This is a genomic window from Streptomyces sp. NBC_00425 (assembly GCF_036030735.1).
Classification (GTDB): Bacteria; Actinomycetota; Actinomycetes; order Streptomycetales; family Streptomycetaceae; genus Streptomyces.
This window is the reverse complement of the sequence record NZ_CP107928.1, coordinates 837,345-851,955: the sequence shown is the minus strand read 5'-3', so window position 1 is coordinate 851,955 and position 14,611 is coordinate 837,345. Positions and strand designations below refer to the sequence as shown.

The 14,611-nt window shown below is 73.3% G+C and carries 10 protein-coding genes and 1 pseudogene; 7 read left to right on the top strand and 4 right to left on the bottom strand.

Features of this window, described 5'->3' with window-relative positions:
* Positions 1-189 precede the first annotated feature (189 nt).
* Complete coding sequence (locus tag OHS82_RS03720; protein WP_057582055.1) at positions 190-540, top strand: VOC family protein; 351 nt, start codon at positions 190-192, stop codon at positions 538-540.
* A gap of 204 nt (positions 541-744) precedes the next feature.
* Positions 745-1,299 carry a hypothetical protein gene (locus tag OHS82_RS03715; protein ID WP_057581951.1) on the top strand — a complete coding sequence of 185 codons (555 nt, stop codon included), beginning with the start codon at positions 745-747 and terminating at the stop codon, positions 1,297-1,299.
* Between the two features lie 182 nt (positions 1,300-1,481).
* Here the strand turns inward: OHS82_RS03715 and snpA are convergent, their stop codons facing one another.
* Entirely contained in the window at positions 1,482-2,162 is a 681-nt protein-coding gene (gene snpA, locus OHS82_RS03710) for a snapalysin (RefSeq protein ID WP_057581949.1), read from the bottom strand.
* Between the two features lie 183 nt (positions 2,163-2,345).
* Between snpA and OHS82_RS03705 the strand changes: the two genes are divergently transcribed.
* Positions 2,346-3,317: a LysR family transcriptional regulator gene (locus tag OHS82_RS03705; protein ID WP_057581946.1), complete on the top strand. Its 972-nt coding sequence runs from the start codon at positions 2,346-2,348 to the stop codon at positions 3,315-3,317.
* A 105-nt stretch (positions 3,318-3,422) separates the two neighbouring features.
* On the opposite strand, the gene OHS82_RS03700 is transcribed toward OHS82_RS03705, so the two are convergent.
* Entirely contained in the window at positions 3,423-4,055 is a 633-nt protein-coding gene (locus OHS82_RS03700; protein WP_079041471.1) for a hypothetical protein, read from the bottom strand.
* A 221-nt stretch (positions 4,056-4,276) separates the two neighbouring features.
* Here OHS82_RS03700 and OHS82_RS43415 point away from each other — a divergent pair.
* From OHS82_RS43415 to OHS82_RS03680, 4 genes and pseudogenes are all read left to right on the top strand, one after another.
* Positions 4,277-4,483, top strand: a pseudogene (locus OHS82_RS43415) (TetR family transcriptional regulator C-terminal domain-containing protein); the annotation flags it as partial.
* A gap of 297 nt (positions 4,484-4,780) precedes the next feature.
* Entirely contained in the window at positions 4,781-8,086 is a 3,306-nt protein-coding gene (locus tag OHS82_RS03690) for an ABC transporter permease (protein ID WP_328433257.1), read from the top strand.
* 1 nt (position 8,087) lies between these two features.
* Positions 8,088-10,847 (top strand): FtsX-like permease family protein, encoded by a 2,760-nt coding sequence (locus OHS82_RS03685; RefSeq protein ID WP_328433256.1) that lies wholly within the window; start codon positions 8,088-8,090, stop codon positions 10,845-10,847.
* A gap of 265 nt (positions 10,848-11,112) precedes the next feature.
* The gene (locus OHS82_RS03680) at positions 11,113-12,069 is read left to right on the top strand and encodes an ABC transporter ATP-binding protein (RefSeq protein ID WP_057581942.1); all 957 of its coding nucleotides are present in this window, start codon (positions 11,113-11,115) and stop codon (positions 12,067-12,069) included.
* Positions 12,070-12,165: 96 nt separating this feature from the next.
* On the opposite strand, the gene OHS82_RS03675 is transcribed toward OHS82_RS03680, so the two are convergent.
* Positions 12,166-12,891, bottom strand: coding sequence for an ABC transporter ATP-binding protein (locus OHS82_RS03675; RefSeq protein ID WP_057581940.1), 726 nt, complete (start codon positions 12,889-12,891; stop codon positions 12,166-12,168).
* A gap of 146 nt (positions 12,892-13,037) precedes the next feature.
* Positions 13,038-14,546: a DUF4246 domain-containing protein gene (locus OHS82_RS03670; protein WP_328433255.1), complete on the bottom strand. Its 1,509-nt coding sequence runs from the start codon at positions 14,544-14,546 to the stop codon at positions 13,038-13,040.
* Between the last annotated feature and the right edge of the window lie 65 nt (positions 14,547-14,611).

Sequence of the window (14,611 nt, the reverse complement as noted above, 5' to 3'; positions counted from 1 at the left end):
TCCCGGGCACTCCCCATACCTGCACGTCGACGAGGCCGGGATGGTTCCAGAGTCGTGCCGCGGCATGTGGACTGCCCGACCGGGGACGAACCTCGTGTCGCCCCGTGCCGACGAAGGCATCTCGCCCCCGGGGCAGCGAGGATGTCGGAGGAACACGACCGCCAGCACGTCCAAGGGCAGGAGCCGGCCATGATCAGTGGTGCGCATGTCATCCTCTACAGCCAGGACGCGGAGGCGGACCGTGCCTTCATCCGTGACGTCCTCGGCTTTCCCGGCGTCGACGCCGGCGGCGGCTGGCTCGTCTTCAAGCTGCCTCCGGCCGAGGCGGCCGTTCACCCGACCGACGGCCCGCCCCGGCACGAGTTCTTCCTGATGTGCGATGACCTTGACGCCCAGCTCAGCGGGTTGCGCGCGCAGGGGGTCGAGATCACCCGGCCGGTCAGTGAGCAGCGCTGGGGCAAACTGGCCGCGATCCGGCTTCCCAGCGGCGCCGAACTCCCGCTGTACGAACCACTCCACCCCACGGCCCACAGCCTGTGACCCCACAACACCGGTCTCGGTGCCGGCCGGTTGAGGTGGGACGGCTCGCGGCGGTCAGGGCGATGCGACCGTCGGCCTCGGAATCCTCCCCGGGTAATCCCTGCGAAGAGCGTCGCCCTGGCTGCTACTCTTCGGCGTCTCGTCGCACATTCGTGCGCACACATCACGCCACTTGTCGCATCAGTCCCGTGGGGGGATCCTGTCATGACCCAGTCAGCGCCGCCGCCGTCCGACGGCAACCCGTTCGCCCAGCAGCCCCCCGTGGGCGCCCCCGGCGCTCCCCAGCCCACCGACGGCAATCCCTTCGCCCAGCAGGCCGGTGGCACTCTGCCGCCCCCGGTCCCGGCCGTGCCTGCCCGCAACAACGTCGCCCTGGGCCTCGTCGTCGCCGTCGTCGTGGCTCTGGTCTCGGCCGGCATCTACGGTGCGATCGTCGGCGCGACGGAGTACGAGATCGGCTACGCGGCCGTCGGCGTGGGTTTCCTCATCGGCTTCGCGGCGGGCAAGATCGGCGGCGCCAACCCGGTGCTGCCCGTGGTCAGCGCCCTGCTGTCGCTGGGCGCGGTCTACCTCGGCCAGCTCATCGGCATCGCGGTGATCGGCGGCGACGAACTCGGCGTCTCCGCGACCTCGCTGTTCACCGAGCACTTCGACGTGCTGACCGAGGGCTGGAGCGAGACGGCCGACGCGATGACCTTCCTCTTCCTCGCCATCGGCGCGTTCGCCGCGTTCTCCGGCGCGAAGAAGGGCGCCCTCTGACACGCGGGCGCCGTATGAACGCGTGACCGGCGCCGGCGAGGTGGCCGGTGCCGGTCATCGCGCTGCACAACCCCTGCGCCGGATGCCACCGCCGCAAGTGCCGGTGGCGCGGCGACGGCGAAGCGGGCCGTGCCGTCGGCGGCACGGCCCGCCTGCGTGACGGGCGAGGAGTCCTCGGGCGGTCAGCGCACCTTGTTCAGCTTGTCGAGGGCCTTGGCGAGACCGTTGGCCCACAACTGGTTGACGCGCGACCGCTCGGTCGTGTTGGGGTAGCGGTTCGTGCACGACGTGCCGGGTCCGCCGCCCGACATCAGTTCACTGCACGGGCCGGTGTAGTGGTCCGGCAGTCCCAGCACGTGACCGGTCTCGTGCGCGGCGACGCGGATCGAGTCGTACTGCCGGTTCTGGGCGTAGTCGAGGAAGATGTAGCCCCTGCCGTGCCCGTTGGTGGAGGCGTACGAGCCCCGGGAGTCGTTGCCCTCGTAGTACGAGAAGTCGCCGGCGCCCGAGGTGGACTGCAGCTTGACGTTGCTCACGGAGCTGTTCCATATCGAGGCCGCGCTCGATATCTGGGAGCGGAAGTTCGGCGCCTGCGAGGCGTTGTAGTAGACGGTCACCGACTGCAGGCCGGGGTTGGCGGCCTGCTTCTGGGCGACCGAGTCGAGGACCGCTTCGAAGAACGCCTTGTTGTTCGCCGACTCCTGCGCCGAACCGGTGTAACCGGCGACCGGGGCGGCGGAGCCGGTGGTCTGGGCGCTCGCCGGGACCGCGCAGCCGAGCGCCGCGAGCGTCACGCCCAGACCGAGCGCCGGCAGTCTCCTGAAGGCCTTCGCGAACGTGGACGACGTACGGGTGGACGTCATGTGGGGGGCTCCTACTCGTTCGTGTGGGGTGGTGAACGATCGGTAGAGCCGAGTGTGGGGCCGCCGGACGGCCGCGGGGATGATGTCAACCGGGGATAGCACACGGCTATCGGAGCGACTCCTGTCGTCATGTCGCTGTTGCCTGTCTGGCGTCTCATCAGGCCCAGCCCTTACGCTCCGCGCATGGAGCTCGAGGTGAGGCACTTACGCGTGCTGTGCGCCATCGCCGACGCCGGCAGTCTGCACAAGGCCGCCCGTGAACTGGGCATGGCCCAGCCTTCGTTGAGCACCCAGCTGCGCCGCATCGAGCAGCTGCTGGGCGGCCGGCTCTTCATCCGGGGCGCCACGGGCAGCCGTCCCACGCCGTTGGGGCAGATCGTGGTCAGCCGGGCCCGGCCACTGGTCGCCGAGTTCGCCGCGATCGTGACCGAGACCCGGGCCGCGGCCGCCCACACGGCGGGCGGTCCGCGGCTGCGCATCGGCGCCACGGCCAGCCGGGCGATCCCGGGGTGGCTCAGCCGACTGCGTGCCCGCCTGCCCGCTGTCGAGCCCAGCCTGCAGATGGACGTGTCCGCGAACGCCCTGCTTCGGCAGGTGGCCGAGGGCACGCTGGACCTGGCGTTCGTGCACGAGGTCGAGGGCAGCCCGCTGCGCGTCCCGAACGGGCTGTGTCTGCGCATCCTGGTGGAGCGCGAACCCCAGTTCGTCACCATGGCCGCCGACCATCCCGCGGCGGCCCACCGCGAGGTACGTCTCGCGGACCTCGCCCACGACCGCTGGATGGTGGACGCCACCGTCGACGGCGAGTGGGACGGGGTGTGCCGGGTACTGCGCGCCGCCGGGATCAAGCCCGACCTGCTGCACGGTGACTACCTCACCGCCTACCTCCTGGCCGCCATCGGTGAGGTCGTCACGGTCAGTCAGCCGACCGCGCTCCCGCCTCGCTCCGACCTGGTCATCCGGCCCCTCCACGGCGACCCGATAGGAGTACGTCTGTTGCTCGCGGCTCGCACGATGGCCGAACTCGACGCCGAATCGGCGGAGTTGGAGGAGGCCTACTGGGAGGCGGCCTGTCAGGCTCCGGCGTACCAGGAGTGGCTGACACGGGGAGCGGCCGGGCGGCCCGCACAGACACTGCGTGCGGTGGGCGCCTGAGCGGCGACGGGGTCCCCGCGGACGCGCAGTCCGGGTCGAGGACCGCGCGGCCGCCCGACGCCCGGTGGGCGGCGGCGCCCCTGGCTCCGGCTCCGTGCGGCGCGCTCAGGGGCAGCTCTCGCCGAACTTGACCGCGGTGAACTCGACGGGCTGCCCGTTCAGTTTCGCTCCGGCGGCAGGCTTTTGCGTGCACACCTGCCAGTTCGACTCGACGAGCACGAACCGGTCCTCGGCGGCGTCCTTCACGGAGATCGACGTACCTGAGTCGAGGGCGACACGGGCGGCCTTCACGCTCTTGCCCGCGAAGTCGGGCATCGTGCCGCCGGCCTCGGCAGGCGTGGTCCGGTCCTTGGCGGGGCAGGTCTCGTCGAGCTTCACCGCGCCGAAGTCGAGCTCGGTGTCCACGGGCACCACTTTTCCGGCGGCGATGTTCTGGCTGCAGACCTTCCAGTTGCGGTCGAACGCCTGCATGCGGTCGCGGCCGAGGGAGTCATGGGAGGAGAGGCTGTGGAAACCGGCCGACTGGGCGCTGTCCTGAGCGGACTGCAGGCCCATGCCGATGAAACCGGGGACGGTCTTCGTCTCCGCCTTGTCGTCCTTGCCGCCCGCGGTCTTCGCCGCGCCGGCGGTGGGTGTCGTGTTCTTGCTGCTGCCCGCGTCGTCGGGACCGCAGGCCGACATGGTGCCGACGATGACGAGCACGCCGATCGCTGCGCCGATGGTGGTCCGGCTGACCATGATTGCCCCCTGGTTGTGCAGACGGTGATCCTGGTCAGCGTAGGACCGGCCGGGGAGCGCGTGCAGGGCGTGACGGCGCTGTGACCCGAATGAGCGGATCCGGGCGTATGTGCGCACGGCTCGGCGCTGCCCGGGATGCCCACGCCGGCGACAGCTTCCCGAACATCGCCCCGTTCGCGAGCGGCGCGCCACGGATGCTGCCTCCTCCGCGCCGCTGGTGGGCCCTCCAGACCCGCCTCGTCCGGCTCATCACGCAGGCTGCCGAGAGCGGCCCGGCCGACGAAGGCGCCACGCCGCCCGACCCGCGGCGCGAAGCCTGCACTCTGCTCGCCCTCGCCGACGGCCTCACCACCCATGTACTCGTAGGCCACTTGACCGCAGAGGAAGCAGAGGAGGTCCTGCACGCGCACCTGGTCGGCCTCTGGGAACGCCTCGGCGCAGGCCGCCCCCCAAGGCCGTCTGACACTCGGAGCGCATATCGCCTCGCGCTTGCCGGGTTGCTTGTCACCTGGTTCGCCGCTCGCCAACGGCACCCCGACCCGGCCTGCAAACGACCGCGGAGTCCGCAGAGTTGTATCCGAGGCCCGGATTCCGGTCAGAGGGTGCCGATTTCCGGTCACAATCCGATCAAGCCCGCTTCACCAGCGCCTACTTCACCACTGCCGGTCTGACAACATCACCTGAGGGTGTGGTCAACGGTGTCAACGGAGGCTTGGGGGAGCCGGGTGGCGGCTTACGGGGGGCGTTTCGCGGTGCGTTCGGGGCGGGCCGCGCTGGTGCTGGCGAGGGCGCGAGCGCATCGGGCGCTGATCACCGCCGCGCTCGTCACCGTCCTGCTGACCACGTCCGTGCTGGCGGCCCTGACCGCCTACTCGACCGCGATCGGCGACGCGGCGCTGCGCCACTCGCTGGCCGAGCCCCGCAACGCCGCCGACGCCGCGCTGGTCGTCAAGGCCGAGGTGGCGGGCGCCGACCGCCGGGTCGCCGACACGGCCGTGCGCGACGGGGCGCGCCGGACCTTCGACGGGTTGCCGGTGACCGTGCGGACGCTGGTGCGATCCGGCCCGTACGCCCTGCCCGCGACCACCCTGGCCGCCACCACCGGGACGGCGGCCACCGGGCCCGGTGACAAGCCCGACCTCACGCACTTCGCGGCGCTCGACTCCTCGCAGGTGCGGTTCAGCCAGGGGCGTGCCCCGTACGCGGGCACACCCGACGTCGAGGTGGCGCTGCCCGAGACCGCCGCACGGCGGCTGAAGTCGACGCCGGGCGCCCGCCTCACCGTCACCGACCGGCTCGGCGGTCCGTCCGTGCGGATCGTCGTCACCGGCGTCTACCGGCCCATCGAACCGGCCGACCCCTACTGGCTGACGGACGAACTGGGCGGTCGGGGCGTACGGCGGACCTCCGACTTCACGACCTACGGCCCCTTGCTGACGGCTCCCTCCGTAGTCACCGGCGGCCGGGTGAGCGAGGGACCGTCAGCGTGGCTCGCCTCCGCAGACTTCACCCACCTCACCGCCGACCGCATCGACGCCCTGCGCGCCTCCGCGCGCACCGGCCCCGCCGCCCTGCTCAAGCTGCGCACCGGGGACGACGGCGAAGGCGGGACGACTGCGAGCACCGCGCTCCCCGAGGTACTCGATCGGGTCGAGCGCTCCCTGCTCGTCTCCCGCTCCACCCTCCTGATCGTCGCCCTCCAGCTCGCCCTGCTCGCGGCCTGCGCGCTGATGCTCGTGGCCCGGCTGCTCGCCGCCCAACGCACCGGCGAGACCCGGCTGCTGCGCGCCCGCGGCGCCTCCCGCGCCGCCCTCGCCCGCCTCGCCGCCCTCGAGGCGCTGCTGCTGGCCGGGCCCGCGCTGCTGATCGCCCCGCTGCTGGCGGGCCCGCTGACCCGGCTGCTCGCCGGGCACGGGGCGCTGGCCCGGATCGGGCTGGAGCTCGAGGCGCCGGCCGGCGGACGGCTCGCGGTGTGGCTGACGGCGGCCGGCGTGGCCCTCGGATGCGCGCTCGCGGTGACCCTGCCGGCGGTCGCGTCGACCGGGTTCCGCACGCTGCGCGCCCGCGCCCTGCCCGCGTCGCTGCGGGCCGGGGCGGATCTGGGTCTCGTCGCGGTGGCCGGCGTCGCCTACTGGCAACTGGACCGCCGTACGTCGGGCGCGGTGAGCGCGGACACGACCGGCGCCCTGGGCGTCGATCCACTGCTGGTCGCCGCGCCCGCCCTCGCGCTGCTGGCCGGCGCCGTCCTGACCCTGCGTCTGCTGCCGCCCGCCGCCCGCCTCGCCGAACGCCGGGCGACGGGCGGTCGGGGCCTGGCCACGGCCCTGGCCGGCTGGCAGCTCAGCCGCCGCCCAGGGCATGGCGCCGGCCCGGTACTGCTGCTCGTCCTGGCCGTCGCGCTCGGCGTACTGGCGATCGGTCAGGGCTCCTCCTGGGGGCGCTCGCAAGACGACCAGGCCGACTTCGCGGCGGGCGCGCCGATCCGCATCCTGGGCACCGGCGGCGGCGAGCTCGGCCTCACCCAGGAGTACGCGGCCGTCCCTCATGTGCGCGAGGCCGCCCCCGCCGTGCGGACGACGCTGCCGCTGTCCGGCGACCGCACGGCGACGGTTCTGGCGCTGGACACCGCGCACGCGGCCGACACCGTCCTGATGCGGCCGGACCTCGCGCCCGCCCCGATGAAGGGGCTCTTGGCGGGGCTCGGGCCGACGGGTGAGTCGGCGGGCGCACGTGTCCCCGCCGGGGCGTCCCGGCTGACGCTGACGGCGACCCTGCGCAGTTCGGCGAGGGACACGCAGAGCGCGGCGACCGTGACCCAGACGCTGGAGGACGACCACGGCGTGCCCTACTCGTTGCCGTCCGGCAGCCTCCCCGCCGACGCGCGCCCGCACACGCTGTCGGTCCGACTACCCAGCGGCCACGGACCGTTGACGCTCACCGGAGTGCAGCTCGTGCTGCCCGTGCCGTCCTCCCGCGCGCAAGAGCACACCCTGACCCTCGACGCCCTGACCGCGACGACCGCCGCCGGCACGGCACAGAGCGTGCCCCTGCCGGCGGAGTCCTGGACGGTGGCCTCCGGCACCGACGCACAGAGCTCGGCCGACGCCGCGACCGAGCCGGCCCGCCCGCGCGTCCGCCCCGCCGCGCACCCGACCGCGGTGTACGGCACGGGGTACGTCCCGTCCGACCAGCCCTGGCTGAGCCCGTCGCTGACGCTGCGCATGCAGGTGGCACAGCCCCGGACCACCGCCGTGGACGCCCTCGCCACCGACCGCTTCCTCGCCTCCACCGGCGCCCGCCCCGGACAGACGATGGACATCGCCTTGGACGGGCAGAACGTGCCCGTGCGGATCGTGCGCGCCGTACGGGAGCTCCCGACGACCCAGGGCGGCGACGGCGGTGCCGTGCTCGTCGATCTGCCTGCCGTGAACCGGGTACTCCAGGCGCGCTACGGGCTCGCCCTGGCTCCCACCGAGTGGTGGCTGCGGCCGGACTCGCCCTCGGCCGGCGCGGACGTCGCCACCGCTCTGCGCGCCCGGCCCGACCTCGATCCCGAACAGATCGTCGTGCGCGACGAGATCGCCGCCGAACTGCGCGACGATCCGTTCGGGGCGGGCCCGGAAGCCGCGTTCACCGCGGCGGCCGCCGCCGCGGCGGTCCTGGCCGCGCTCGGGTTCGCGGTGAGCGCCGCCGGGGCGCTGCGGGAACGGAACGCCGAGTTCGCGATCCTGCGCGCCCTGGGAGCCCCTCGCCGCAGGCTGGCCCGTGCCGTCGCCGGTGAGCAGAGCGTCCTGGTCGTGCTGGCGCTGGCCGTGGGCACCGGCCTCGGTCTCGCCCTGACCCGAGCAGTGCTGCCGCTCATCGTCCTGACCGGCGAAGCCGGCCGACCCGTGCCCGATCTGCTCGTGGTGCTGCCGCCGCTGCGGGTGGCCGCCCTGGTGACGGCCGTGGCCGCCGTCCCGGTCGTCGTCGTGGCGCTGCTGTCGGCGCGACAGGCCGATCCGGTGCAGGTGCTGAGGGAGGGGGAGTGACATGGTGATCCCGTTCAGGCGTGCGGAGCGTGCCGACGCCCCGTGGATCCGCACCCGGCTGCGGTCCGCCCCCGCCGCCGCGCTCGCCCTCGCGCTGCTGGTGGCGGTGACCGCCTGCCTGGCCGCCGCGTTCCCGCGCGCACTGGAGCGGTACGAGGACGCGGGCCTGCGCCACTCCGTCGAACAGGTACCCCACTTCCGCAGCGTCGTCACCCTCACCGCCCCGGCCCCGCTGCCCAACCTGCCCCCGGAGCAGCGCGAGCAGGCACTGCGCCCCGCCACCGTGAAGCGGGACTACGACAGCATCCTCGGCACGGTCCGGCGCCCCTTCGTCCCCGACCCCGGCCAGTCGTCCTACGGCGTGGTCACCTCCGTCAACCAGGCGGTGCCAGAGCCGTGGGTGCCCCGGCCGAGCGGGCTGCCCGCCCGGGTCGCACTCGTCGCACAGGCGGGCCTGGCCGATCACGCCCGGCTGCGCGAGGGCCGTCTGCCCCGCGCGTCCGGCACGGTCACCACGACGACGCCCGAGGTCGAGGCGGCGGTCAGCGCGGAGACCGCCAAGAGCCTGCACATCACCGTGGGGTCGGTCCTGCACGTCCCCGGCGCGGGCCGGGACGCGCTCGCCGTCCGGATCACCGGCCTCGTCGAACCGCGCGACAGGGAGGGCGCCTACTGGGCGACGGACACGCTGATGCGCACGCCCGTGCTGATGCGGGTCGCGCCCGTCGACCCGGAGTCGCCCCGGTACTGGCTCGGCGCCCTGCTGCTTCCGCCCGAGGCCGCCCCCGCGCTGCTGGGCACCGAAGGCCGTCCCTACCGCTACTGGCGGCTGGCCCCCGACCCGGACACCCTGCGCCACCGTGACCTGGCAGCTCTCAAGTCCGCGCTCGCCGCCCTGGTGGCGGGCCCCGACCTGCAGCGGATACGCACGGCCACCGACCCCCTCACGGATGCCGACACCCGCCTCGACGACGTGCTCGACTCCTACTCCGGCCTGCACGCCGGCGTCTCCCCGCTGATCGCGGTCGCGGCGTTCGGCAGCGGTACGGTCGCCGTCGTCGTCCTGGCACTGGCGGCCGGCCTGGCCGCCGACCGCCGCCGCACCGAACTGGCCCTGCTGCGGGCCCGCGGCGCCTCGCTGGCCGGCCTCGCCGCCCGCCTGCTCGCGGAGACGGCGGTGGTCGCCGTCCCGGCCGGGGCACTCGGCCTGGCCGTGGCCCTGTGGGCGCTTCCCGGCGCTCAGGCCCTGCCCGCCGTACTGGCCGCCCTAGCGGTCACGGTGTTCGCCAGCGCCGCCCTGCCCCTGCGCGGGGCGGCCGCCCACCGGCTCGTCCGCGTCCCCGCGCTCCGCCAGGACGTGACGTCCGTACGACCGTCCCGGCGGCGTACGGTCGCGGAGCTGACGCTGGTGGCGGTGGCCGCCGGCGCGGTGGTGACCCTGCGCAGGCAGGGCACGTCCGGCGGGTCCGGCGATCAGCTGATCTCGGCGGCGCCCGTGCTGGTGGGGGTGATCGCCGCGCTGCTCCTGGTCCGCCTCTACCCGCTGCCCCTGCGCGGCCTGGCCGGCCCGGCCGGGCGGCTGCGCGGTGTGGTGAGCCATCTGGCCCTGGCCCGGGCCGGACGCGGTTCCGCGTCCGCGGTGCTGCCGCTGCTCGCCCTGCTCACCGCCCTCACCACGGCCTCGTTCGGCGGCTCGGTCCTGGCGGGCATCGGCGAGACCCGCGACCACTCGGCGCTCCTCGCCGTCGGGGCCGACGCCCGCCTGGAGTCCACCGCGGTCCCCCTGCCCACGGGGCTGGCCGACCGGGTGCGCCGGGTCTCCGGCGTGCGGGACGTGGCCGCGGTGAGCATCGCGTACCGGGCGAAGCCGGACGACGGGCGCCGGTCGGTGCCGGTGGTGGGCGTGGATCCCGCCGGCTATGCGGAGCTGACGCGACGGACGGGCCTCGGCTCCTTCTCCGAAGGAGCGGTGAAGAAGGGCCGGGCCGGATCGGGGACCGGCGCCGTGCTGCCCGCCGTGGCCTCCCCGAGCGTCGCGGACGCCCACGGCTCGTCCCCCTTCCCCGTCACCATGGAGGACGGCAGCACTGTCACCGTCCGCATCGTCCTCGTCCGCGACATCACCCCGGCCGTGCCGGGCGCAGACTTCCTCGTGGTGGACCGCGCCGGCCTCGGCGCCACGGCGGCCAAGCCGACGACGCTGCTGGTGACGGGCCCGGAAGCGGACGGCCGGGCCCTGCGCGAAGCGGCCGCGGACGCGGTGTCGGTCCGCCTCCGCGCGGACGAGAGGGCCCGGTACGTCGACTCACCCCTCCAGTCCGGAGTGGAGCACCTCTACACGGCGGCGGTGGCGGCCGGCGCCGGATACGCCGTGCTCGCCCTGCTCCTCTCCCTCCTGCGCGCCGCTCCCGAGCGCGTCGCGCTGCTCGCCCGCCTCCGCACCATGGGCCTCACCCGTGCGCAGGGCCGCCGCCTGCTCGTCCTGGAGTCCCTGCCCCAGGCCGTCCTCGCCGCGGCAGGCGGCGTCCTGACCGGCTGGTGCGCGATCCGCCTGCTCGCCCCCGGCATGGATCTGACCGCGGTGGCCCTGCCGTCCTCGGTCGCTGCCACGAAGCAGACCCTGCTCTCCCCCGACCCCTGGTCGCTGACCGTGCCGACGCTGGCCGTGGTGGCGATGACGGTGGGAATCGCCGCCGTGCAGGCGTGGTGGGCGGGGAGGAGGGGAGCGGTGCGGGAGTTGAGAGCGGGTGACGACAGGTGAGAAGGGCAGCCCACCCCGCCCCTGGTGGCCACGGCGACAGCCCCCGGCGGCCCCGGTGCCGGACTTTGCGGGTCCCGCCCCCGGCACGTGGCCCAGGTCGGGCCCCGCGGCCCCGGCCCCCGCGTCCGGCCCGGATCCCCGGGGCCCCGGCTTCCCGCCCCGGCGGCTTCGGCGGCCCGGGCACCCACCCTGGCAGCCCTCGCCCGCACGCGGCAGCCCGGCTCGCGCACCCGGCCGACCGCGGCCCCGTCGACCAAGGAGCCCGATGACGACCGATCCCACGCTCGCCGAACTGACCGACCACGCGACCGCCACCCGCGCCCGGCCCGCCTACGGTCATGACGCCCTCATCACCTGCGACCGCCTGGTCCGCATCTTCTCGGCGGACGGCGTGGAGGTGCAGGCCCTCCAGGGCCTCGACCTGCTCGTCCGCGGGGGCGAGCTCATGGCCCTGGTGGGCGCCTCCGGCAGCGGCAAGTCCACCCTGATGAACATCCTGGCCGGCCTGGACACCCCCACCGCCGGGGTGGCCCGGGTGGCCGGTCACGACCTGCTGGCCATGACCGCGAAGGACCGCCTGCACTACCGGCGCAAGGTCGTCGGCTTCATCTGGCAGCAGACCTCCCGCAACCTGCTTCCGTATCTCACCGCGGCCCAGAACGTCGCCCTGCCCCTCCAGCTGGCGGGCGGCCGGAGCCGCTCCCGGGCCCGCGCCGAACGTGCCCTGGAACTGCTGGAGTTGCTCCAGGTCGCCGACTGCCGGGACCGCCGCCCGCAGGAGATGTCCGGCGGTCAGCAGCAGCGGGTCGCGATCGCCGTGGCCCTCGCCTGCGACCCGGCGGTGCTGCTCGCCGACGAACCCACCGGCGAGCTGGACTCCCACACCGCCCAGCAGATCTTCGCCGCGTTCCGCACGGCGAACGAGGAGCTGGGCACCACCATCGTCATCGTCACCCATGACCGCACCGTGGCCACCGAGGTCCGCCGCACGGTCGCCATCCGCGACGGCCGCACCTCCACGGAGGTCCTGCGCCGCAGCGAGGTCGACGAGACCACCGGCCACGAGACCGTGGTGGCCCGCGAATACGCGATGCTCGACCGGGCCGGCCGCCTACAGCTGCCCGCCGAGTACACGAGGGCCCTGGGCATGCGCGACCGGGTGGCGCTGGATCTGGAGGAGGACCACATCACCGTGTGGCCGGACGACAGCGGGCACAGCTGATCGCCGGCCACGACCGAACGGCGGGCGCGCCCGGGGCGGCTCGCCACCTCACCTCACCTCACCTCGCCGTGGCGGCCAGGTCGAGCGGACGATCCGTCACGCGACGGGCGACGCCTCGGCCTGCTCCCTCGTCTCGTCCCGTATCTCCCCGTCGCGCAGTTCCAGCACCCGGTCGGCCAGATCGAGCAGCGTCGCGTCATGTGTGGCCACCAGGGCGGTGACGTTCTCACTGCGCACGACCGCCCGCAGCAGTTGCATCACCGCATGACCGGTCTCCGCGTCCAGCTGGCCGGTGGGCTCGTCGGCGATCAGCAACGAGGGGTTGTTGGCCAGGGCCCGGGCGATGGCGACCCGCTGCTGCTGGCCGCCGGAGAGCTCGCCGGGCCGCTGGGCCGCGTGATCGGCGAGGCCCACCAGGGACAGCAGCAGCTCGACCCGCTCCTCACGCTCCCGTACGTCGGCCCGGCGCATGCGCATCGGCACACCCACGTTCTCCGCGGCCGTCAGGATCGGGATGAGGCCGAAGGACTGGAAGACGAAGCCGATCCGGTCCCGGCGCAGCGCCAGCAGGCCGTCCTCGCCGAGCTCCGACAGATCGAGGCCGTCCACGGTGACCCGCCCCCGGTCCGGCGCGTCGAGCCCACCGACGATGTTCAGCAGGGTGGTCTTCCCCGAGCCCGAGCGCCCCTTGAGCGCGACGATCTCGCCCCGGGGGATGTCGAACGACACGCCGCGCAGGGCATGGACGGCGGCGGCTCCCTGGCCGTACGACTTGTGCACGTTCTCCACGCGCACCATGGTCCCGGTGACGACCTGGCTCATCTGTTCTCCCTTGATCCCCTGTCGGCCGGGGCCAGTATTGCGGCCTTCCGCCCGGCCCTCAACGCCTCTCCGGCTCTTCAGCCCTCGGTCGCCGCGCTCCCTGCGGTGCGCGGGGAGCGGGGCGGCAGAGACGGACGCGGACGCGGTCAGTGCTCGCAGAGGGAGAACTCCCGTTCGTAGATCTGCTCGTTGTGCTCGTCGACGAAGAACTTGCGTTCCTGCATGAGTTGTTCGCGGAAGTCCTTGGCCTCGTCGAGCGTCATGGTCGAGGTCTCGGACCACGGTTGTTGCGGTGGCACATCGGATGTCGAGACGATCCGCTGTGACGGGTCGACCAGGAAGAACGCGAGGATCTTGCGGTGCCCCGGGAGGGTGGGGTCCGTGAGGCGGAACGAGCCGACGCGGTGTTGCAGGATGTTCGGGAACGCCAGGCAGCGGCCCGCCGGGGTCGAAGCCGATCCCAGCACCTGGTTCAGTGCGTCTTCGTCCTCGAGGCCGAACACCTCGCGCAGGCCGTTGTCGTCGTTCTGCTCGTAGTGCGGATCGTCGAGTGCCGACCGGAAACTCAGCCGGCTTTCGGTGATGTTGTGGCTGTCCCAGTAGTAGATGCCGGTCGAGACGATCCGCTCGTTCACCATCCCCTCGACATGCCAGGAACCGCCCGGGTACTCGGGCCTGTCCGGGGTGAGATGAATGGCGGCGAGCTTGACGATGACCTGGAGACGCCGGCCGCGCAGGTCGACCCGGGCGGATTCGTCGGGAGCCGCGGGCGGGGTGAAAGCCGCGGCGTCCGGGACGACGGGGCGGCGGGTTTCCCACCATGCGTCATGGGCCTCCGCCCATGCCTGGCGGGCCTCCTGGTACAACCCGGCATCGCCGTAGGAGGCCTGGTCCGGGTATTCCGGCTCCGAGTCGTACCACCCGAAGGGATCGACAGCGATCCGCGGGGGACGTGGATGACGTAGATCGGTGAGCACGTTCTCGAAGAGCGGGCGCAAGCGCGCGAACAAGTCAGGCAGGACGGCGGCCAGTTCGCGATGAGTCTCGGGATGCACGTTGTTGACGTAGGAACGGAAGGCTACGTCGCCGTCGTCACTGACGTCCACGTCCGTGGGCAGCCACTGGAACCTCTCCGAGAACTCGTACTTCGAGTAGCGGTCCGTCGGGTTCTGCCAGGCCGTCTCCGGCGCCCCGCTCACCTCGTTGACCAGGCAGAACATCGAGGGATGCACCAGATCCAGTACCTGCCCGTCGGATCCGGGATGCCAGTCCTGTTCTGCCTCGGGGACCTGCTCCAGAACCCGGACCGCCTCGCGCAGCCGGGACCCGAGCCCGTCGTCGATCAGCGCGTCCGACTGCCACACCCCGTCGACGGCCGACACCTCGACGCCGGTTCGTCCGTCCCGCAGTGCCGCGTAATGCCGGAGTTCGGCGAGCACATAGTCAACCTGCGCTTCGGTGAGCCCCTGGGCTACCGCTTCCTGCGTCCATCTGGCGACGATGCCGGCGTCGTTCATCTTGTCGAACCAGTCCGGCTTGGCCCGAATGAGCGAGCTGCACTGCATCAACTGAAGTTCCCGCAGCGTTCGGGGATTCGCGAAGGACAGGGAACCGGAGGCACGAAAGGGCAGCGGGAACGCAGACAGGCCGGACAACTCTTTTGATCCTCCTGGTCGGTGGGCAGTGGCGGGAAGAGTACTTCAGCGCACTGACACCCCGG

Excerpts from the sequence above, each read along its gene's own strand:
- OHS82_RS03720 (WP_057582055.1), top strand. The coding sequence starts at position 190 with ATGATCAGTGGTGCGCATGTCATCCTCTACAGCCAGGACGCGGAGGCG.
- OHS82_RS03715 (WP_057581951.1), top strand. The coding sequence starts at position 745 with ATGACCCAGTCAGCGCCGCCGCCGTCCGACGGCAACCCGTTCGCCCAG.
- snpA (WP_057581949.1), bottom strand. The coding sequence starts at position 2,162 with ATGACGTCCACCCGTACGTCGTCCACGTTCGCGAAGGCCTTCAGGAGA.
- OHS82_RS03705 (WP_057581946.1), top strand. The coding sequence starts at position 2,346 with ATGGAGCTCGAGGTGAGGCACTTACGCGTGCTGTGCGCCATCGCCGAC.
- OHS82_RS03700 (WP_079041471.1), bottom strand. The coding sequence starts at position 4,055 with ATGGTCAGCCGGACCACCATCGGCGCAGCGATCGGCGTGCTCGTCATC.
- OHS82_RS03685 (WP_328433256.1), top strand. The coding sequence starts at position 8,088 with ATGGTGATCCCGTTCAGGCGTGCGGAGCGTGCCGACGCCCCGTGGATC.
- OHS82_RS03680 (WP_057581942.1), top strand. The coding sequence starts at position 11,113 with ATGACGACCGATCCCACGCTCGCCGAACTGACCGACCACGCGACCGCC.
- OHS82_RS03675 (WP_057581940.1), bottom strand. The coding sequence starts at position 12,891 with ATGAGCCAGGTCGTCACCGGGACCATGGTGCGCGTGGAGAACGTGCAC.